Annotated in this window: 18 protein-coding genes; 9 read left to right on the forward strand and 9 right to left on the reverse strand. The window is 70.9% G+C overall.

Translation table 11 applies throughout. The features are described from left to right. Positions 1-215: 215 nt before the first annotated feature. Complete coding sequence (locus ACGFN2_RS12675; RefSeq protein WP_362606469.1) at positions 216-581, forward strand: cupin; 366 nt, start codon at positions 216-218, stop codon at positions 579-581. 94 nt (positions 582-675) lie between these two features. Then, on the forward strand, positions 676-1530 hold the full coding sequence (locus ACGFN2_RS12680) for a class I SAM-dependent methyltransferase (RefSeq protein ID WP_393359717.1): 855 nt from the start codon (positions 676-678) through the stop codon (positions 1528-1530). 66 nt (positions 1531-1596) lie between these two features. Here ACGFN2_RS12680 and ACGFN2_RS12685 read toward each other — a convergent pair whose 3' ends face one another. The 5 genes from ACGFN2_RS12685 to ACGFN2_RS12705 form a co-directional block, all read right to left on the reverse strand. Next, complete coding sequence (locus ACGFN2_RS12685) at positions 1597-2385, reverse strand: TSUP family transporter (protein WP_362606463.1); 789 nt, start codon at positions 2383-2385, stop codon at positions 1597-1599. Between the two features lie 178 nt (positions 2386-2563). Further along, positions 2564-2947 (reverse strand): XRE family transcriptional regulator, encoded by a 384-nt coding sequence (locus tag ACGFN2_RS12690; protein WP_393359719.1) that lies wholly within the window; start codon positions 2945-2947, stop codon positions 2564-2566. 513 nt (positions 2948-3460) lie between these two features. After that, on the reverse strand, positions 3461-4039 hold the full coding sequence (locus ACGFN2_RS12695) for an RES domain-containing protein (protein ID WP_362606458.1): 579 nt from the start codon (positions 4037-4039) through the stop codon (positions 3461-3463). A 394-nt stretch (positions 4040-4433) separates the two neighbouring features. Further along, positions 4434-6752, reverse strand: coding sequence for a WD40 repeat domain-containing protein (locus tag ACGFN2_RS12700; RefSeq protein WP_393359721.1), 2319 nt, complete (start codon positions 6750-6752; stop codon positions 4434-4436). Further along, the gene (locus tag ACGFN2_RS12705) at positions 6749-8809 is read right to left on the reverse strand and encodes an AAA family ATPase (protein ID WP_393359723.1); all 2061 of its coding nucleotides are present in this window, start codon (positions 8807-8809) and stop codon (positions 6749-6751) included. The genes ACGFN2_RS12700 and ACGFN2_RS12705 overlap by 4 nt, the downstream gene beginning before the upstream one ends. A 96-nt stretch (positions 8810-8905) precedes the next feature. On the opposite strand from ACGFN2_RS12705, the gene ACGFN2_RS12710 reads away from it, so the two are divergent. Both ACGFN2_RS12710 and ACGFN2_RS12715 read left to right on the forward strand, forming a co-directional pair. Next, complete coding sequence (locus tag ACGFN2_RS12710) at positions 8906-10402, forward strand: esterase/lipase family protein (protein ID WP_393359725.1); 1497 nt, start codon at positions 8906-8908, stop codon at positions 10400-10402. Positions 10403-10487: 85 nt separating this feature from the next. Continuing rightward, positions 10488-11348, forward strand: a complete 861-nt coding sequence (locus tag ACGFN2_RS12715; protein ID WP_393359727.1) for an aldo/keto reductase — start codon at positions 10488-10490, stop codon at positions 11346-11348. Positions 11349-11445: 97 nt separating this feature from the next. Here ACGFN2_RS12715 and ACGFN2_RS12720 read toward each other — a convergent pair whose 3' ends face one another. From ACGFN2_RS12720 to ACGFN2_RS12730, 3 genes are all read right to left on the reverse strand, one after another. Beyond that, positions 11446-11769 carry a hypothetical protein gene (locus ACGFN2_RS12720; RefSeq protein ID WP_393359729.1) on the reverse strand — a complete coding sequence of 108 codons (324 nt, stop codon included), beginning with the start codon at positions 11767-11769 and terminating at the stop codon, positions 11446-11448. A gap of 125 nt (positions 11770-11894) precedes the next feature. Then, positions 11895-13184 carry a ferric reductase-like transmembrane domain-containing protein gene (locus ACGFN2_RS12725; protein WP_393359852.1) on the reverse strand — a complete coding sequence of 430 codons (1290 nt, stop codon included), beginning with the start codon at positions 13182-13184 and terminating at the stop codon, positions 11895-11897. Positions 13185-13521: 337 nt separating this feature from the next. Beyond that, the gene (locus ACGFN2_RS12730) at positions 13522-13809 is read right to left on the reverse strand and encodes a hypothetical protein (RefSeq protein ID WP_362606439.1); all 288 of its coding nucleotides are present in this window, start codon (positions 13807-13809) and stop codon (positions 13522-13524) included. Positions 13810-13961: 152 nt separating this feature from the next. Between ACGFN2_RS12730 and ACGFN2_RS12735 the strand changes: the two genes are divergently transcribed. From ACGFN2_RS12735 to ACGFN2_RS12745, 3 genes are all read left to right on the forward strand, one after another. Next, positions 13962-14798, forward strand: coding sequence for a helix-turn-helix domain-containing protein (locus ACGFN2_RS12735; protein ID WP_393359731.1), 837 nt, complete (start codon positions 13962-13964; stop codon positions 14796-14798). Next, positions 14795-15148 (forward strand): DUF397 domain-containing protein, encoded by a 354-nt coding sequence (locus ACGFN2_RS12740; RefSeq protein ID WP_393359733.1) that lies wholly within the window; start codon positions 14795-14797, stop codon positions 15146-15148. The genes ACGFN2_RS12735 and ACGFN2_RS12740 overlap by 4 nt, the downstream gene beginning before the upstream one ends. Before the next feature lie 72 nt (positions 15149-15220). Beyond that, positions 15221-15934, forward strand: coding sequence for a bleomycin resistance protein (locus ACGFN2_RS12745; RefSeq protein ID WP_393359735.1), 714 nt, complete (start codon positions 15221-15223; stop codon positions 15932-15934). Between the two features lie 39 nt (positions 15935-15973). Here the strand turns inward: ACGFN2_RS12745 and ACGFN2_RS12750 are convergent, their stop codons facing one another. Next, positions 15974-16735 (reverse strand): hypothetical protein, encoded by a 762-nt coding sequence (locus tag ACGFN2_RS12750; RefSeq protein ID WP_393359737.1) that lies wholly within the window; start codon positions 16733-16735, stop codon positions 15974-15976. A 485-nt stretch (positions 16736-17220) separates the two neighbouring features. Between ACGFN2_RS12750 and ACGFN2_RS12755 the strand changes: the two genes are divergently transcribed. Both ACGFN2_RS12755 and ACGFN2_RS12760 read left to right on the forward strand, forming a co-directional pair. Next, positions 17221-17901, forward strand: coding sequence for a DUF899 family protein (locus ACGFN2_RS12755; protein ID WP_393359739.1), 681 nt, complete (start codon positions 17221-17223; stop codon positions 17899-17901). 323 nt (positions 17902-18224) lie between these two features. After that, positions 18225-18527: a hypothetical protein gene (locus tag ACGFN2_RS12760; RefSeq protein WP_393359741.1), complete on the forward strand. Its 303-nt coding sequence runs from the start codon at positions 18225-18227 to the stop codon at positions 18525-18527. The last annotated feature ends 119 nt before the right edge of the window (positions 18528-18646 follow it).

An 18646-nucleotide genomic window follows, 5' to 3' on the forward strand; every position in this document is an offset into this window, starting at 1 on the left:
GCTCGGCCGACGGCACGGGACCGCATCGTACGGACCCTGATGATCATCCCGGAAGAGCCGGGCCCGCCCCGCGGCGGTATGCACCCGGACGCCCCCGCGCCCGCCCGCCGGGTTTCCCGGGCCCGCGGCCGCGCTCCCCGGTTGCGTCCCCCCGTGCACCGGCAACGATGGAAAGGGCAGCCCAGCCGCCGGTCCGTACGCGAAAGGCCAGCATCATGGACGATCTCGATGCGCTCGCCCGCCAGCAGCTCGACGAGGCCAGGGCCTCCGCGCACGGGCGCAGCGCCCGCCTCTTCGTGCACGACGACCGGTTGCGGCAGACCGTGATCGCCCTGGTCGCGGGCGTCTCGCTGGACGAACACAACGCGCCCCCGGCGGCCAGCCTGCAGGTCCTGCGGGGCCGGGTCCGGCTGACCGGGGCGGGCGGCGGCCAGGAACTGACGATCGGTCAGGTCGTCACGACGCCGCGCGAACGACACGGCCTGCTGGCCCTGGAGGACTCCGCAGTGCTGCTGACGGCGGTCACGGAGATCGCGATCGGGGCCCGCCCCGCGGCCCTGGCAGGGGCGGACCGGCGGTAGACCCCGGGAGACGAGCCGGCGGCAGGAGTCACGGCGAACGGCCATGAAATTCCGAGTCTTCACATTTTTCTGAATCTTGAGTACTCTCTATGCCATGACCAGTCCGCGTACCGAACGGCATCACGAACCTCGCCCCGACCCGCGCCCCAAGGTGCGGCTGACCGAGGAGAAGGAGACCCTCCTCGCCACGCTCTACGGCCGCGCGGTCGACAGCCGCGCCCGGCGGCCGATCCTCGGCGACACCACGGCCGCCGAGACCGTGGAACGGCTCGACTACGACTTCGGCAAGATGCGGCTGAGCCCCGGCAACGCCGCCGGAGTCGCGCTGCGCGCCCGGCAGTTGGACGTCTGGACCGCGCGTTTCCTCGCCCGGCACGAGGAGGCGACGGTGCTGCATCTGGGCTGCGGCCTCGACAGCCGCGTCCACCGCCTCGACCCCGGGCCGGGGGTGCGGTGGTTCGACGTCGACTACCCCGAGGTCATCGACCTGCGGCGGCAGCTCTACCCGGAGCGCGCCGGCTACAGCACCGTCCCGTCGTCCGTGACCGACCCGGCGTGGGTGGCGCAGATCCCCGCGGACCGGCCGACGATGATCGTGGCCGAGGGGCTGCTGATGTATCTGACCGAGGCGGACGGCACGGCGCTGCTGCGGCGGCTGATGGACCGGGTGCCGAGCGGTGAGCTGGCCTTCGACGCCTTCAGCCGGTTCGCGATCCGCGTCCAGTGGCTCAACCGCGTCGTGGTGAAGGCCGGCGCGCGACTGCACTGGGGCACGGACACGGCGGGCATCGCGGCGCTGAGCCCGAAGCTGGAGATCGTCGAGAACCTCAGCGCCATGGAGATCCCCGGCATCGAGAAGCTGCCGGCGGGCAACCGGACGGCGGCCCGGGTGTCGGCGAAGCTGCCCGCCGTGCGGGACATGGCGCGGATGTACCTCTGCCGGTTCTGAGCGGCCCGGCGGCGTCAGGCCGCCCCTCGCGTCCGGCCCTCCGCCGCTGCCCGCCCTCCGTCGTCGTCAGGCCGCCAGCCACTGGTCGTAGCCCAGCTTGCACAGCAGCGCGACGACCACGACCACCAGCACCCCGCGCACGAATCCGGCACCGCGCTTGAGCGCCATCCGGGCGCCCACCATGCCGCCGGCGAAGTTGAACAGCGCGAGCAGGGCGCCGAGTTGCCACAGCACGGTGCCCTGGATCGCGAACATCGTCAGCGCGCCGATGTTGGTGCAGACATTGACGACCTTGGACGTGGCGGAGGCGGTGACCAGGTCCATGTGCAGCACCGCGGCGAGCGCGATGACCAGGAACGCACCGGTCCCGGGCCCGATCAGCCCGTCGTAGAAGCCGATCCCCAGCCCCGCGATCAGGACGGCCGCCAGCACACGCCGGCGGGAGACCGGCCCCGAGGGCGCGGGCGCGGTCCCGAAGGCCGGCCGGAGCAGGATGAACGCCAGCACGCCCAGCAGCACGGCCATGATCAGCGGGCGCAGCACCGCACTGTTGATCCCGGCCGCGAAGAACGCCCCGCCCAGCGACCCGGCGACCGCGGCGAGGCCGATGCGCAGCGCGGTCCGTACGTCGATCGGGGCCCGGCGGACGTAGGTGACCGCGGCCGCGGTGGTGCCCACGATGGCGGTGGACTTGTTGGTCCCCAGGACGAAGGCGACCGGGGTGTGCGGCAGACCGACGAGCAGCGCGGGAAGCAGCAGCAGTCCGCCACCGCCCACCACGGCGTCGATCCAGCCCGCCGCCAGCGCGGCCAGGCAGAGCAGGGTCAGCGTGAACAGCGATATATCAGGAGGCACCGGACGATCTTATGGATCGGTGGCCGCCCCTTCAGGGCCGTCCCGTCAAAGACCTCTGGTTCCCTGTTCCGGTGTTGCGTAGGGCCGTGCGCGTCCTACGAACCGGCCCGCAGGCTTGTGGAAACGCGCTGAGCCCGCACATCTCGTGGTGGATGTGCGGGCTCGATGGCCGGCTGCCTCAGAGGTCGCCTTGCAGGTAGGCGCGGGCTGCCGCCATGACGTCCTTGAAACGGTCGTCGGCAATGGCCTGCAGCGGAGCGTCGTCCTCCAGCTGCGGGTTCATACCGATCATCCAGGCCCTGGCGGTGTGGCAGTTCTCCGCATGCTGGATGAGCTGGAAGACCTGGTAGGCGGTGCGCAGGCGGACTTCGGATTCAAATCGTGGGGTGCTCTGCTCCTTGCACCACTTGCCGACCTGTTTGGCATCTTCGATGCCGGCGATGTGCGCGGTGACGCGCTGGCTGAAATTTTCCTGCAGGAAGCGTGCGATGTCGGCGATGGTCTGTCGCGCGGTGTCGCGGTGCGCTCGGGCTTCGGCTGCGGCCTCTCGCTGGATCTGCATGGTCTCCTCGTTTCCCCGCTGCTGCGCTGAGTGAGCGTGAGCTGAGGACGTGCGCCTGGGGCGCGATGTGAAGGCTGGCGTGTGCTCTGGCGTGCTGTGGATCAGCCGGGATGGCCGGCTATGGATGTGACACAGCTCCGAGAGCGTCCGCTGGGCGTCGTTGCAGCAGCGGATGCCGTGGCCGCAGCCTGGAGGAGGGGGAAGAGGTTTCCCAGGGGAACCGGTGAGTCGTCTCTGCCGCTGGGCGGCGATCCTGATAAGCGGATCACTGGCGTCTTCAACATAGCTACTCCCGTGTGGTGTTGAGAGAAGGGTACCCGTCGGCACGCCCTCTACTCCACAGCTTTCCCGCCTAAAAACCCCCCTAAAGCCCACCTGCCGTCACCCCGGCTCACCTCTGAACAGCGGTTTTCAGACGGAGCTGTGTCAGGAGAGGTGACGGAACGTCTGACATCGCGCAGGGCATCCGCCCCGAACGGGTGACCCGCGGGCAGCCAGACGCACCGCAGCGGGTCAGTGAACGGTCAGCCCGTACTCACGGGCCACCTCTTGCAGCTCGTGGGACTCGGCCAGAACCGGCCGTCGTTCGACCTCCGTCAGGCCGGCGTCACTGAGGATCGCCCAGCACCTGCGCCCGCCGTAATGGGAACGGTAGGCGATGCCCTGCGCGAGCCGGTGGCCGGCGGCATTGCGCTGGGCAACGCTCCAGGCCGCGATCTGCCGGGTGATCCGGCGGTCACTGCCGTGGACATGGTCGTCCGTCAGGGGTCCGCGGACGCCCAGCTCGCTCAGTTCGCCGTGCAGCGCCTCGGCGAGGACCTCGCGCGTCTCTTCGGCATCGATGTCGAGGAAGCGCACTTCCTGCGGCACGGCCAGGCGGACGAGGATGCGCTCCGTGCGCCAGCTGGAGGCGACGTGTCCGGCCGCCATGAAGTCGGTCTTCACGCTCCATGTGTCATCCAGGAGCCGGCGCCACTTGGGGTGGACACGGAAGGGCGCGAGGGCCTCCGCGAAGCATCCCGTCTGGTCACTGCAGCAGTAGAGGGTGCCGTAGCTGAAGAGGCTGAACCGGCCCGCGGAGGAGCCTGCCATGGTCTCGGGTTCGAGCTGATTGCACCGAAGGGGCTCGGCGGCCCGCCCCAGTCGCCACACGCCCCGCGGGGGAGCCGGGACGAGAGCGACCGGCGGCACCGGGTGGGTGGTCACTGCGAAGACCCCCCGTCAGTGATCGCGGCCCGGCTCACCCGGCACGTCGTAGGCGCAGGGCAGGCCGCGGGCGACGGGGAAGCAGATAAGGCAGAGTTCACAATTCCTCGCTGGCGGTACGGGGTGGCTGCCGGCACGGGCCCGGCAGAGCTCTGCCCCGCAGCGGGTGACGGCATGAGTCGATCATTTTCTCGCAGATGCGGCCGGCCGGTGACGGATTCACGCCGTCCCCCGAGGGCGCATCCCCGGAGCGCGGGGGCGCGCAGCCAGCGCACACGGGTCAGAGCAGCTCGTGGTCAAGACGAAAGACCATGGTGCCCGCCCCTCCGGTGGCCGTGATGACGGTGGCAGGGCCGAGAGCCCGCGGATCTGTGCGCGAGGCCAGCGAGGACAGCGAACGGCCGACGGCGATCTGCAGGAGAACCACGTCCAGGGTGACGTCCCACAAATGAATCGCGCTTCGCCCGGCCGCGGCCACCACCGTGCGTTTGCCGGGGTGGGGAAAGCTGGTGACGGCGGTGAGGGGACCGTCGCCGAAATCACGGTGCGCCACGGCCTTGGCGGGGTGCCCGGAACGGATGTCCCAGACCTTGACGGTGCCGTCCTGGCCGGCGGTGGCCAGCTGCGCCGTCGCGGCGCCGCTCGCGGCAGGGACGAAGGCGAGGGCATTGACGTTGTACTGCGCACACCGGATGGCGTCACGGTAGGGGGTGCGGCGGAGCGGGTCCCACAGGCGTGCGTTGCCGTCGCTGCCCCCGGAGGCCAGGAGCGGTCCGTCGGACGTCTGGGCCGAGGCCAGGGCCCGCACACTGAATTTGTGGTCGTCGAAGACCGCCAGGGCCTGTTCCGTCTCCAGGTCCCACAGGCGCACGCTGCCGTCGCCACTGGCGCTGGCCAGAATCGTCCGGTCGGGCAACGGGACCGTTTCGAGAGCCAGCACCGGTGCGTAATGACCCGTCAGATGCCGTGTTCCGGCGGAGCCTTTCGGCCCGGCGGGATCGGTCAAGCGGATGGAGTTGTCGCTCATCGCCGCGGCCAGCAGCAGCTGCGCATCGTTCTGAATCCAGGTCAGCGCGGTCACACCACTGTCCTTCCACAGGGTCCACTGGTCGCCGGTACGGATGTTGAACAGCCGCGTGGTGGCCCCCGACGCGACCGCGAAGAACGGCGGGGGCTCCGGCGCGGGTGTACCGGCCAGAGCCGCGGCCGTCACGGGGCGCCATCGCGGTCGTGGCGGCCGGGCCGTTTCGGCGGCCAGGAGCCAGCTGCGCAGCGTGTGGTCGGCGCCTGCGGTGATCAGGCGGGTGCCGGTCTGCCCGGGGAGCAGGGCCATCGCGTTGATCGCCGCGGTGTGGCCGCGCAGCGGGTCCCCGACCGGCAGGGCGGTGGTGGTGTTCCACCGTCGCACGGTGCCGTCCGTGCTGGCGGAGAGGAGGAGTGGCTGTCCGTCGACGGTGACCGCGGACAGTCTCGACAGGGCGTCGCCGGGAAGGACAGCCGCCCGGACCGCTTCCCGGGACGGGCGGGCCGTGTCATACAGGGTGAGATTGCCGGCATCGTCGCCCACGGCATAGCGGCCTGGCTCCGGCAGGGCCGCGAGGGCGCGTACACGGCTGCCCTGGCGCGCGTGGATGAAGGTGGCCCGGCCGTCGAAGACGCTGATCGTCTCGCCTTGGGCACACAGCAACAGGGGCGCGTCATCGCGCTGGTGGACGATGGCCAGGAGAACGGGGGCGTTGTCCCGGCTGGGCAGGGGGAGGTCCACAGGACGGTAGGTCTCGGCGTCGAGCACGGCGATGTAGCCGTCGCTGTGAGCGGCGAGAAGTACGTGGGGGGCGCGGGGCGGGCGGTAGAGGGCCAGCGAGGTGACCCAGGTGCGGGCCCGGCGGTGGACAGTCGCCAGGCGGCGGTTGTGGTGGATGTCGAGTACGGCGACCGTGCCGTCGGTGCCGGCGGTGGCCAGGCGGCCGGGGCTGAGGGGCAGGAGGTGGGTGACGGCTCCCTCGTGCATGTTCAGGGGCGTCGCGGCAGCGGTGCCGTCCTTGCGCCACATCCGTACGACGCCGTGGTCGTCGCCGCTGACCAGGGCGCCCTCGCCGGGGGTGGTGACCGCGGCCAGGGAGGTGACGGCGGTGTCGGTGATGGACCACACGTTGTCAGGCGGTGAGCAGTCGCTCCACAGGGCGGTGACCCGTGAGCCGGACAGCTCGGCTGCGCGGGCGGCGGGGGCGGAGGCCGGTGTGCGCCGGCAGGTGGCGGCGTGGTGGGCCAGGTGCAGGCTCGTCAGCCGCGAGGCGGGAGTGATGTCCCGGGCGAAGGGTTCGAGGGCCGCCCAGGTCTGCAGCCATTCCTGTCGCTGGTGCGGGGCATCCTGACCGTGCAGCAGACGCCGCACGGAGGCGCTGGTGTCCCAGGCCAGCAGCGCGGGCGGCACATGAACGTCGTCGAGGACCTGTCCTCGGGCAGCGTGCTGAGCGAGGTGACGGCTGAGATACGGGTGGGGCGGGACACCTGGTGTATCGGTGACGAGGTCTGCCAGCGCGGCGGCGATCCGGCGGTGGATGTCGGTGGGTTCGCCGCCGCCGAGCGGTGCGTTCACGGTGTCTCTCCGTACAGCAGTTGTTCCACGTTCGGGTCCCGGAGTGTCCGGGCGACCACTTCGTGCGCAGGCCGGTAGACGCGTCGGTTGTCCTCGACGCCCCACGCCAGGTAGCCGGCGAGCCTGCTTTCGAGAAGTTTCTTGATCATGGTGTCGGGATTCTCCACGGGGCGCTGAAGAATCGCCGAGGCCATGGCGGGCCAGATGTCCGACCAGGGGACGCCACCGCCTTGTGCCCAGGCACTGGCCCGCAGCAGCGCCAGTGCCACATCGGCAGGCAGCTTCTTGCCGTCCTCCCCCTCTTTCTCCGCCTCCAGCAGCATCAGGTCGCGCCGCAGCAGGCCGGTCGTGCCGGCTCGCACCGTCGTCCGCCACTGCTCGGTGGCCACCTCGGCCTCCGGGTCCTCGACGGCACGCAGTTGCTCCCCTGCGAGGCGGGCATCGGCGAACGACGGCCAGACCTCCGACGCGACCGCCTCCGACGCCTTCTCCGCACCCGGATGGTCGCCGTCGTCGCAGATCAGGGCGTGGACGTAGGCGGCGATGTCGTTCTGACTGGAACTGTCGTCGGTGCGTGCACTCCGGCAGCCCGGGAAGACCTGCAGGAGACTTTCCAAGAGGCCGTCGGCTTCGGCCCCGGCGCCGGAGACGCGCCGTGGAGGGTCGGGCAGGCCGCTGCGAACGCCGATGAGCAGACGTAGGGCCGGCGGCCCCGGCTCAGGTGTGCGGGGGCCGGGGAGGCGCGGTGCGGGGGCCGGCTGAGGAGGCCGGCACAGCGGGCTCAGCGGGGCGAGGACGCTGTGGATGATGCGGTGCGGTTCGTGCGCTTCGTCCAGGCCGTCGAGGACGATCGTGACCGGTTCACGGCAGGTGCTCACATACGTGGTGAGCTGCTCCGTCCACAAGGGGACCGGGTCGTCGGACTCCTCGGGAGTCCGGGGCGTGCACGGCGCCTGGCCCAGTCCGGTCAGCAGGTCGTGAACGACGTCGGCGGGGCCGCGGTGGCGGGCCAGTACGGCGGTGGTGACCGAGCAGGGCGGCGGCACGGTGCCGGCGGGAGCGGAGGCGACGGCCTGTGCGTAGGTGGCGTCGCGTAAGAAGCGGGGGTCGCTGAGTGTCACCGCCCGGGCGAGGATCGCCGACTTGCCGCTGCCGGTGGTGCCGGTGAGCAACAGGACGCCGGCACCGGCGGTGGCCAGGAAACCGGCGACCTGCCGGTTGAGGTCCTCGCGGCCGCTGAAGTACCAGCCGCTGTCATCGTCCTGCGTGCGGCCGGTCGCCCGGTCGAGCCAGTAGTCGTCGGCGTCCGTGGCCACCTGCTCCCGGCCAACGCCCACGAGCCGGCGCACGGGCCGGTAGCCCGGGTTGGGCAGGCACGGGCTGGGCGCGGTCTGGCCGTTGCCGATCACCCGGCGAAGCTGGTGCAGCTCCCGCTGGTCAGGGGTTGCCAGTTCCCGTTCGACCTCTGCCATCAGCTCCGCGACCGTCAGATACGGGGCGGTGATCTGCGACGTGGTGCGCAGACGATGAAAGACGCCCCTCATCAGGGACGGGAAGCGACGGACCTGAACCGGCTGGTCGTGGCCGCAGGTGACCAGGACGTCGAGCTGGCAAGCGCGCCGCCGCCCCCGCCCGATCTCGGTGTGGAGCAGGCCGAGTTCGGCCGCGAGCTGTCCGGCGTAGCAGGTGTTCACGATCACCAGGACGTTCTCCACATGGCTGTCGAGCGCCGCCATGACGATGTCGGACGTCCGCACCGCCGTCGCCAGGACCCTGCCCTTCTGCGTCCCGGGAAGCTTCAGGAAGTGGATGCGCGACCCGCTGGAGATACCGTGCCCGGTGACGAACAGCACCAGGGCCTTACCGGTCATCTCCCGGACCTGATGGTCCTCCAGGAAGTCCTCGATGTCGCGGCGCTGCTTGAGTTCGGGGGCCGGTATGTGAAGAAAGGGCGCCGGCGCTCCGTCGGCCGGCCACCATTGCCGCACCACGTCCAGCTGTTCGTCGATGCCCGCGGTGAACTCCGCGTCGTCGTCCTCGTAATCGCGGACAGCCACAGTGAGCAACGTGCGCCGCTCCGCAACCGGAGCACCAGTGATGCCATTTTGGCTAATCTCGGCCGCTGTGTTCTGCACTTCTTTAGTGTTCCAGCCATGACGCAGCCCTCGCAGTCAAACATCCCAGGCAAGAACCCGCAGCCCTACCGCCTGCCGCAGACGTTACGCAACATCACACTCGATGCCGTCGTCGTCGTTCCGGGCATCATGGGCAGCGAGCTCTACGACAACCGGACGGACACCGTGCTGTGGGGCATTGCGGACCCCGGATGGATTTCGAAAGCCTGGTTGTCCGACTCGGGCCTGACCCCGCTGCACCTCACCGAGGACGAGCAGCTCGGCCGCACCGACCGCGTCACCGCCCGCCGACTGCTGCAGACTCCCGCCTGGAGCCCGTTCCTGCGCGGCATCGAGCCCTATCACGACCTGCTCGCGGCCATCAGCACGTGCGTCGCCCACCCCGACGCCGTCCTCCCCTTCCCCTACGACTGGCGGCTGTCCGTCGCCACCAACGCCCGGCGCCTCGCCGACGACGCCCGACAGCACCTCACTCGATGGCGCGCTCACGACGCGCTCCAGGCCGCCCGCCGCCACACCGCCGACGAACGCCCCGCACGCCTGGTCTTCATCGCCCACTCCATGGGCGGCCTGATCACCCACGCCGCCCTCACCCTCGGCCACGACAACGACCTCACCGACGACACCCGCGGCGTCATGACGCTGGGCACCCCCTTCCACGGCTCCGTCCTCGCCGCCCAGATCCTCAATACCGGCCAGGGCTCGCCCATTCCCCTGCCCCACAGCCGACTGCGCGCCCTGGCCGCCGCCATGCCCGGCGTCCACGACCTTCTCCCCCGCTTCCCCTGCCTCGACGAAGGCCTGGACGTCCGCCGCCTGACCCCCACCGATGTCGCGGACCTCGGCGGCGACAAGGACCTCGCCGCCGCGTCCCAGGCCTTCCACGACCGGCAGAGCCCTCACCCCCTGCCCCGTCACCGCGCGGTCGCCGGAATCCGCCAGCCCACCCTCCAGTCCCTGACCCTGGACAACGGACGGGTGACCGCCTCCCACCACCGCTTCGCCCACCACGCCGACGGGGAACTCCGCCGCGACGTCCACGGCGTCCCCCTGCGCTTCGAGGGGGACGGCGATGGCACCGTCCACCGGCAGTCCGCGGTCCTGGCGCCCGGCGCCATGCCCATCGCCCTGCAGCACGGAGCCCTTGCCCAGGGCGAAGCAGCCCTCCAGATCGTCACCGATTTCCTCGTCCACGAGGAGACCTTCGGCCCCGACCAGGCGGACGGCGGCCTCGGGCTGGAACTGCCCGACTACGTCACCGCCCGCACCGAGTGGGACCTCCATCTCACCGGCACCGATGACCCGGCCGGCATCGACTGCACCGTCACCGGCGTCGACACCGCGCACCAGCGCGACGCGAGACTCCACGCCACCGACGACGAGACCCTCACCGCCCGTGTCTCCGTACCCGAACCCGGCCTCTACCGGATCACCGTGCGGTCACCCACCACCCCCGCCCTCACCCAACTGGTGCTCGCCGGACCGGACACCCCACTGTTGCCGGAAGCCGAATAGCGTCGCCGGAGACAGTCCGAACGGGCGTACGCGAAGGGGCCGTTCCCCGCGGGCGGGGGAAGCGCAGGTCTTAAACTCCGGACGCATGGATACGGAAACCATTTGGGCCGATGTGGCGATCGGTGGCGAACTCCCGGTCCGGCGGCTCGGGTTCGGGACCGGTGGGCTCGTCGGGGCCGGCTACTGGGGTGTCCGGCACGACGATCCGGAACGTTCCACCGCCCTGCTGCGGCGCGCCGTCGAGGGCGGGGTCACGCTGATCGACACCGCTGACAACTACGGGCCGGACGTGGCCGAGGAGTTGGTGGCGCGCGCCCTGTACCCCTATCCGGACGGGCTGGTGATCGCGACGAAGGGGGGCGTGGTCCGCACCGGGCCGGATATCTGGCACCTCGCGGGGCGCCCGGAGCAGCTGCGTGCCATGTGCGAGGCGAGCCTGCGCCGTCTGCGTACCGACACCCTCGGCCTGTACCAGCTGCACCGGCTCGACCCGGACGTGCCGATGGCCGATCAGCTGGGCGCGCTGCTGGAACTCCAGCAGGAGGGCAAGATCCGGCACATCGGCCTGGACTCCGTCGACGCGGACGAGCTGACCCGGGCCCGGGAGATCGCCCCCGTCGCGTCCGTGCAGAACCGCTACAACCTGCTGGACCGCGCGGCCGAGGACGTGCTGGCGCTGTGCGAGAGGGAGGGCATCGCGTTCCTGCCGTGGTTCCCGCTGGGGAACGGTGCCCTGGCGGGCGACGCGGGCGCCGCACTCACCGCGGTCGCCGCCCGGCACGGCGCGACCACCGGCCAGATCGCCCTCGCCTGGCTCCTGCACCACTCCCCCGTCCTGCTCCCCACCCCCGGTACGGGTTCGCCCGCCCACCTCGACGAGAACCTGGCGGCGGGCCGGATCGCCCTCACGGAGGGGGACTTGGCGCAGCTGGACGGGTTGGCGTAGAGCCCGTTGGGAGGGTGAGCGGTTGGGACCTGGGCCCGTCGAGAAGCGGACCTGTTGGGACCTGGGCCCGTTGAGACCTGGGCCCGGCCCGTGGTCCTCAGCGCGTCATGCCGACCGGTATCGATGCCGTCCCGGCCGGTGCCGACGTGGCGCCGCCCGGTGACGCTGCCGTCCCGGCCTGCGCCGGTGCCGTGCCGAGCGGCTTCGATGCCGTGCCGACCAGCGTCACGGAGCCGCTCGGCTGCTCGGGGACGTTGTATCCGGCCGGTGTCCGGTCGGGGGAGACCGGGGCGGTCGGGGTGATCGTCCGGGACACCAGGGTGGCGGTGAGCGCGCTCGCCCCCACCAGGCAGGCGGCGAGCTGGCGGCGGGCCCACACGGTGACGGCCGGGACGGTGTGCGGTTTGCGGTGTCGGGCCATGGGGTGACTTCCTTGCGGGTCGGGCGGTGAGGCGGTGAGGGTGGGGGGAAGTGGGGGCGGTGGGGTGATCTGGGCGATGGGGTGCGGTGATTGGGGCCGGTCGGCCGTGGGGCCGGCGAGGGGCCTCAGAAGGTGAACTGCTCGGAGTGGATGCGGTCGGCCGGCACCCCGGCCCGTTCCAGGGCGGCGACCGCGGCCGTGGACATGCCGGGCGGGCCGCACAGATAGACGTCGTGCTGCGCCAGGTCCGGGACGAGGTTGCGCAGTGCCTGCGGCGCCAGCGGATCGAAGGAGCCGTCGGACGGGCCGAGGAGGTAGTGCAGCGCCGCGCCACGGGCCGCGGCGATCCCCTCCAGCTCCTCCCGCAGCACCAACTGGGCGGCGTTGCCCGCCCGGTAGAGGAGCGTGAGGTCCCCCGGCTCACCCGGCAGGGTCTCGAAGAGCGCACGCATCGGCGTGATCCCGACGCCGCCGGCGAGCAGCAGCACCTTGCGCCGGGTCCGCCGGTGTGCGGTCATGGCGCCGAACGGCCCGGTGGCCAGCACCCGTACGCCCGGCCGCAGCCGGCGAATCCGGCGGGTGTGGTCGCCGCACGCCTTCACGGTGATCCGGAGGGTGTCGTCGCGCACGGGCGCGGAGAGCGAGAAGGGCAGGGCGGTCCGCCACAGCCGCCGGGACAGGAACCGCCAGCGGAAGAACTGCCCCGGCTCGGCCCGCAGCGCGTCCAGCCCCAGGCCCTGCATGACGACCGAGACCACGTCCGGCCCCTCGACCCGCACCTCGGTCACCCGCAGGCTGTGCCGCAGCGCCTGGCGCGCGGGGACGACCAGGCGGTACCAGACCAGCAGGGTGCCGACGGTGGTGTGCAGCAGCGTCCACAGCCAGGCGGCGAACGCGCCGCCGGCCAGATCCGGTCCGGCGAGCTGGTGGGCGAAGGCGAGGGCGGCGCCCGCGTAGGTCAGCAGGTGGACGGCGCGCCAGGTCTCATGGCGTACCCGGCGGCGGGCCGTACGGGCCGAGGTGACGCCGACGGCGGCGAACAGCGCGGTGCCGACGGCGGCCGCGGCCAGGCCCGGGTAGCCCATCAGGTCGACGGCGGCGTCGAAGACGTCGGTGCCGGTGTGGACGGCATAGCCGCACAACGCGAAGAGGGTGTGGGCGAAGCACAGGGTGAGGACATGGCGGCCGCCGAGGGCGTGCCAGCGGGCCAGCCGGTCGGCGCCGACGCCGTGTTCGATGGCCGGGACCCGCGCCATCAGCAGCAGCATCACCAGGATTCCGTAACCCGCGAGCAGTCCGGTGAGGTGGGCCAGGGTGGCGAACAGCGCGTCGAGCCGCACCGAGGGCTCGGCCTGTGCCAGCCACAGGCCGACGACCACCACAGCGCCGAGGCCCAGCACCCGCAGCAACGCCATCGGCGAGACGCGCAGCGGAGGCGCGGGCACGGGCGCCCTGCGGGGCGCGTAGTGCGGCCGGGGCGGCACGTAGCGGGGGGTGAGCCGCGAGTACAGCGGATGGGTGGAGGGCGGTTCGGCGGGGTCCGGAGGCGGGGCGCCAGGACTGGGCGCGCCGCCCGGTGCGTACCCGTCGCTGAGGTCGGCCTGGATCGTCACGGCGTTGAAAATACGGCCGTCCGGACACCGCAAACAGCAGGTCAGGCCCTCTCCGCAGATCCTTAAGGCAGCCTTGAGGATCGGCTGAACGGGGGTTAAGAACCACGGGTGCGGCAGTGCCGCTCCGGTTCCGGCCTTCTCACCCCAACAGCTCGGCCAGACGGGCGCCCCGGCTCTCCGCGACGCGGTGCACGTCGGCCAGCGCGGCGGTCAAGTCCTCTGCCAGGAGGTGGATTTCCCCCGGCGTCCAGCACCGTCCCGCCAGTACCGCCCGCGCCTCCCCGATCAGCTCGGCGGCGGAACCGAGCTGCTTCGCCTCGACGGTGTCGGCGGTGCGGGACACATAACCGGTCCCGTCGCCTGCGAGGTAACAGGGCTTCCCGTCGGGGCTCGACCAGGGCAGGAGCCGTGGGGTGGACTCGGTCATCGCGCTAACTCCCTTGCTGTCCTTGGTAACTGGATGTAGTCAATTGGTCACCTGGGTAACGCGTCGGGCAATAGGATCGGAGTGCTTGAAGCGGCCGTCCGCAAGTCTGCGAGCTGCCGCTGTACCGGCACGCATCCACATGCCGAGAGGTCATGGCGTTGGACGAAACGACCCCGCCCGAGCACTTGAATCCGCTGCAACGCTTCGGGCGCGACATCAAACAGGTACGACTGGCCCGCAAACTCACCCAGAAGCAGCTGGGCAAGGCCACCGGCTACTCCGAGGGCTACGTCAGCAAGGTCGAATCCGGCACACTCCTGCCCCGCCCCAGCGAGAAGTTCGCCAAGGGCTGCGATCTCACCTTCGGGACGGGGGAGTTGTTCGCGGGGTTGCTGCGGAGGATCGAGGAAGGCGACCACCCGAGCTGGTTCGTGCCGTATCTGAACCTGGAGCGGAAGGCGTCGCGGATACTGGCCTATTCGGCGAGCGTCGTGTTGGGCCTCCTCCAGACCGAGGACTACGCGCGGGCCGTCTTCCACTCGTACTTCTCCAGGGAGAAATCGGAGGTCATCGATGGCAAGGTCGCAGCGCGCCTGCGACGGCGTGCGATGTTCGAGAGGGACGCCCCACCGTTCCTATGGACGATCCTTGACGAAGCTTGCCTGCGAACGGTCGTGGGTGGCTCGCAGGTCATGGCCGGCCAGCTGGAGTTCCTGCTGACCGTTGCCGCGCTGCCGCACGTCAAGTTGCAGGTCATGCCCTTTTCTGCGGGCGCTCCGGCCGCATCCACGAAGCCGTTCATTGTGCTTCGCTTCACAGACTCCCGCACGGTGCTCTACACAGAGACCCGGGTAGGAGGCAGGATGCACGACTCCGCACAAACGGTCGACGCGGCCCTGGATGACTACGATCTGCTCAGGGCACACGCGTTGTCCCCGGACCGATCAGTGGCCCTGATCAAGACCCTGTTGAAGGAGTACCGCGCATGAGTGCCGACTTGGATCTCACCGCCGCCGAATGGATCAGGTCGTCCTACAGCGATGCCAACGGCGGCGAATGCGTCGAGTTCACGCGCGACTTCGCCTGGGTCAAGTCCTCGTACAGCGACGCCAGCGGCGGGGACTGCGTCGAGTTCTCCCGCGACCTCACCTGGGCCAAGTCGTCCCACAGTGACGGCGACGGCGGCCAGTGCCTTGAATTCTCCCGTGGCCTCACCGAACCCCACGGGCTCGTCCCCGTGCGTGACAGCAAGGCCCCGGACGGACCCGCGCTCATATTCCCCGCGCGCGACTGGTCCTCGTTCGTCTCGGCGGTCAAGCGCGGGCAGTTCACCGCCTGACGGGCCACCCGGGAGCAGGCCACCGGGAAAACCGCTCGCCCGCTCTACTCAACTTTGATTAGAGTCCCGGGCATGGGTGAGAAGACCATTCCGATCCTGCCGTGTCCGACGATCCAGCCGGTTCTCGACTTCTACACCGCCCTCGGGTTCGAGGTGACCTACCGGCAGAAGAGCCCCAACCCGTACGCCGTTGTGCAGCGCGGCGGCATCGAGCTGCAGTTCTTCGGGGTGAAGAAGTACGAGCCGGCCGACTCGTTGAGTACCTGCTACGTCCTGACCGACGACGTCGACGGGCTGCACGGCGCCTTCCGGGCCGGGCTCAAGGCGGCGTACGGGAGGGTTCCGACCCGTGGGCTGCCGCAGATCGGGCCGCTGAAGGACATGTCGTACGGGGTGCGGCAGTTCCTCCTGACCGATCCGGGCGGCAACTGCCTCCGTATCGGTCAGCCGACGAGCGCGGACCCGCACCACCGGCCCGCGCCCGAGGAGACCTTCGCGCGCGCCCTGCATCACGCGTCGCTCCTGGCGGACTCCAAGCAGGACCCGTCTGCGGCGGCCAAGGTCATCGACCGGGCCTTGCGCCTCACCGAGCGGCCCACGCCCGTGCAGCTCCTCGGCCTCCTGGTGCTGCGTGCGGATGTCGCCGGACGGCTCGGCGACAGCGACGCCTGGGCGACCGCGCTCACCCAGGCCGACGCCGTCCAACTCACCGCCGGAGAAAGGGAGTCGGCTCGCGACAGCCTCGTTCGGCTGGAGGAGCTGCGGGAGGCCGGCTCCCCTTCCTGACGGCCGGCTGCCGCCCGGCAGCGGCGCGGCGGGCGGGGGTTACGGCTCGACCGTGACCGGCTTCTCGGCGCGCAGGTCGCTGACGAACCCACCCTTGATCACGCGCGTCCAGTAGGAGTGGGCGCGGGCGTCGGACGGAATGTCGGCGTCGCGCTCCAGCTTGCGGTCCATCGAGGTGGCACCGGCCCGGACGTCCCACTGGAACGTGTAGGGGTGCCATATGCCGATCTCGCTGGAGTAGAAGGGCTTGCGCTCCATCAGGACGACCTGGTCCGGGTTGCCCTGCGCGGGCTTCCACGTGACGCGGACGGTGGCCGCGTCGAGGCGGTCGACGGACGTCACCTGCGGCGCCTTCGGGATCACCGAAGAGGCGGCGGGCTTGAGGTCGCTGCTGTGGATCGTGCGCGGTACGGACGGGTCGTAGTTCTCCGGGCGCTCCAGCTTCCCCGTGACGCGGAGGGCGGTGGGGGCCTGGCCGCGGCCGGCCGCGCACGCGTCGACCTGGACGACCTTGCGCCAGTCGCCGGAGAACCTCACGTAGTCCTCCTTCTGGGGCGTCAGCTCGCGCGCGCCGTCGCCGAAGACCCCGCTCACCGAGTAGGCGTAGCGGGAGTCGTGGGAGCGGACCACCTGGTAGCTGCAGCGGTCCACGGCCGCGGCGCGCGCGTCGACCGCCGGCCGGAGCGAGGACGCGTCGCCCGCGGGGGCCGACGGGGCCGCGACGGCGGTGCCCGCACCCGAGGCGAGGGCGCCGAGACTGAGCGCGCAGGTGGCGATGGCGGCAGCCATACGAGAGGTCATGCATCCTCCGGTGACATCCAACGGCTCACGGGGAGCCGGGGGGGGCAGATGACGTGCTGGGCCGGCCCGGCCACCTCTGCGGCCTGAGCACGGATACGGCTGCGGCACGGGAAGCCTCGGACGCCGGGTCGGCCCTGACCGGGATCGCCCGATCTGGGCTGGACGCTATCGACAATGGACGGTCAAGACCAAGTCAATGAATGGCAAAGTAGTGGTTTTGCGTCAGCCTTTGGCCGAGGCCGTTCGCGGCGGCGGCGTGGGGGCAACGTGCGGGCGCGCTCCGCCCGGCCGGGGCGGGCAGACGGACACGTTCAACACCGGATCACCCTCGGCAGCGGAACACCCTCGGCACACGTTCGGCACCGGCGAGTCCCCCGTCCGGGGCGCCCCACCTGGCGAGGTGCGGTCCGCGCGCAGACCATGGCGACACAGCGGATGGCGGCCGGTGAGAGCGGCCGCGCGCCGGGAGTCCTCCAGGAGATGCGATGCGTCAGACCCGTCTTGCCGGGGAGCCTGCCGAGTACGCCGAGGCACGCGAGGAGCTGCGGCAGGCCGAGATCGAGCTGATGCGCCGGCGCGAGCAGGTCGCCGAGCTGCGGCGGCGGCTGCCGCTGGGGCCCGTCGTCGACGACTACGTCTTCGAGGAGGGGCCAGCGGATCTGGAGGCCGGGGACGAACCGGCGAGGGCCGTGCGGCTCAGCGAGCTGTTCAGCGCGCCGGGACGCGACCTGATCGTCTACCACTTCATGTTCGGCAAGCAGCAGAAGCAGGCCTGCCCCATGTGCACGATGTGGATCGACGGCTTCAACGGGGTCGTCGGCCACCTCACGCAGAACGTCGACTTCGCCGTCGTCGCCGCAGCCGAACTGCCGGTGCTGCGCGCCTACGCCCGCGACCGGAAGTGGACGAACCTGCGACTGCTCAGCGCCGGGGCGAGCGCCTTCAAGTACGACCTGGGCAGCGAGGACGCCGACGGCGGCCAGGACTCGACGGTGTCGGTGTTCACCCGCGACGACACCGGGGCGGTGCGCCACGTCTACTCGGTGCACCCCCGCATGGCCGAGGACATCGACCAGCGCGGAATCGACCTGCTCACCCCGGTGTGGCACCTGCTCGACCTCACGCCCGGGGGCCGCGGCGACTGGTTCCCCTCGCTCCGTTACTAGGGGGGAGTTGGAGGTCCGGCAGGGGCCGCAGCAGCCCCGGGCGAGGTCTCGAAAAAGTACGGGCGGCGTGGAAGACCCGCTGGTAGCGTGATCATCTGTTCGACTGGCGCACGTGGGCAGGACAGCGAGGCACGAGAGCCCTGAACCGCCATGCGCGGGACCTCCGTATCACCGATGCGGCGCGTACCGGTGGCTGCTCTCGTTTCCCGGTGCCCTCGGCCAACGTCGTCGAGTGCGCGCATGACCGGCGCGCACTCGGTGGGGAAACCGCGCCAGGAAGAGGCACTGGGAGAAGCTCCATGCAGAAAAAGAGGGGAAGTTCCATGCGTGACAAGGACCGTACGAACCGCCGGGGCGGAGCGCTGCGTCGTACCGCTGCTGCCGCGTCCCTGACCCTGATCGCGGCGGCTGTGCCGGTGGCCCTCGCCACGCCGGCCTCGGCGTCCGCGTCGGACTGCACCGCCTACCTGAAGGGCAGGGGCTACACGATCGGCCCGGGAGTGAAGAGGGCGTGTGCCGTCGCGGCATCCCCCGGGGGCCCGGTGGGCGACGACGCATGCTGGCGCGAGCTGCTGGACCTCCACGTCAAGGAGAGCTACGCGATCAAGGCCTGCGACCTGGCGTAACAAGCGCAGACCGGCTTCATCACGGACGGCGTCGCTGACAAGGCCATGAGCCCGCACGTTCGTCCTCCCACAGCAGGCTCCCGGGATCAAGTCCCGGGAGCTTGCTGCGTATACGGCGT

The sequence above is a fragment of the Streptomyces sp. NPDC048612 genome, assembly GCF_043199295.1.
Lineage (GTDB): Bacteria > Actinomycetota > Actinomycetes > Streptomycetales > Streptomycetaceae > Streptomyces.

Bases quoted from the DNA above. Each gene is read 5' to 3' on its own strand.
- ACGFN2_RS12675 (WP_362606469.1), top strand. From the start codon at position 216: ATGGACGATCTCGATGCGCTCGCCCGCCAGCAGCTCGACGAGGCCAGG.
- ACGFN2_RS12680 (WP_393359717.1), top strand. From the start codon at position 676: ATGACCAGTCCGCGTACCGAACGGCATCACGAACCTCGCCCCGACCCG.
- ACGFN2_RS12690 (WP_393359719.1), bottom strand. From the start codon at position 2,947: ATGCAGATCCAGCGAGAGGCCGCAGCCGAAGCCCGAGCGCACCGCGAC.
- ACGFN2_RS12695 (WP_362606458.1), bottom strand. From the start codon at position 4,039: ATGGCAGGCTCCTCCGCGGGCCGGTTCAGCCTCTTCAGCTACGGCACC.
- ACGFN2_RS12710 (WP_393359725.1), top strand. From the start codon at position 8,906: ATGACGCAGCCCTCGCAGTCAAACATCCCAGGCAAGAACCCGCAGCCC.
- ACGFN2_RS12715 (WP_393359727.1), top strand. From the start codon at position 10,488: ATGGATACGGAAACCATTTGGGCCGATGTGGCGATCGGTGGCGAACTC.
- ACGFN2_RS12720 (WP_393359729.1), bottom strand. From the start codon at position 11,769: ATGGCCCGACACCGCAAACCGCACACCGTCCCGGCCGTCACCGTGTGG.
- ACGFN2_RS12725 (WP_393359852.1), bottom strand. From the start codon at position 13,184: ATGGCGTTGCTGCGGGTGCTGGGCCTCGGCGCTGTGGTGGTCGTCGGC.
- ACGFN2_RS12730 (WP_362606439.1), bottom strand. From the start codon at position 13,809: ATGACCGAGTCCACCCCACGGCTCCTGCCCTGGTCGAGCCCCGACGGG.
- ACGFN2_RS12735 (WP_393359731.1), top strand. From the start codon at position 13,962: ATGGCGTTGGACGAAACGACCCCGCCCGAGCACTTGAATCCGCTGCAA.
- ACGFN2_RS12740 (WP_393359733.1), top strand. From the start codon at position 14,795: ATGAGTGCCGACTTGGATCTCACCGCCGCCGAATGGATCAGGTCGTCC.
- ACGFN2_RS12745 (WP_393359735.1), top strand. From the start codon at position 15,221: ATGGGTGAGAAGACCATTCCGATCCTGCCGTGTCCGACGATCCAGCCG.
- ACGFN2_RS12750 (WP_393359737.1), bottom strand. From the start codon at position 16,735: ATGACCTCTCGTATGGCTGCCGCCATCGCCACCTGCGCGCTCAGTCTC.
- ACGFN2_RS12755 (WP_393359739.1), top strand. From the start codon at position 17,221: ATGCGTCAGACCCGTCTTGCCGGGGAGCCTGCCGAGTACGCCGAGGCA.
- ACGFN2_RS12760 (WP_393359741.1), top strand. From the start codon at position 18,225: ATGCGTGACAAGGACCGTACGAACCGCCGGGGCGGAGCGCTGCGTCGT.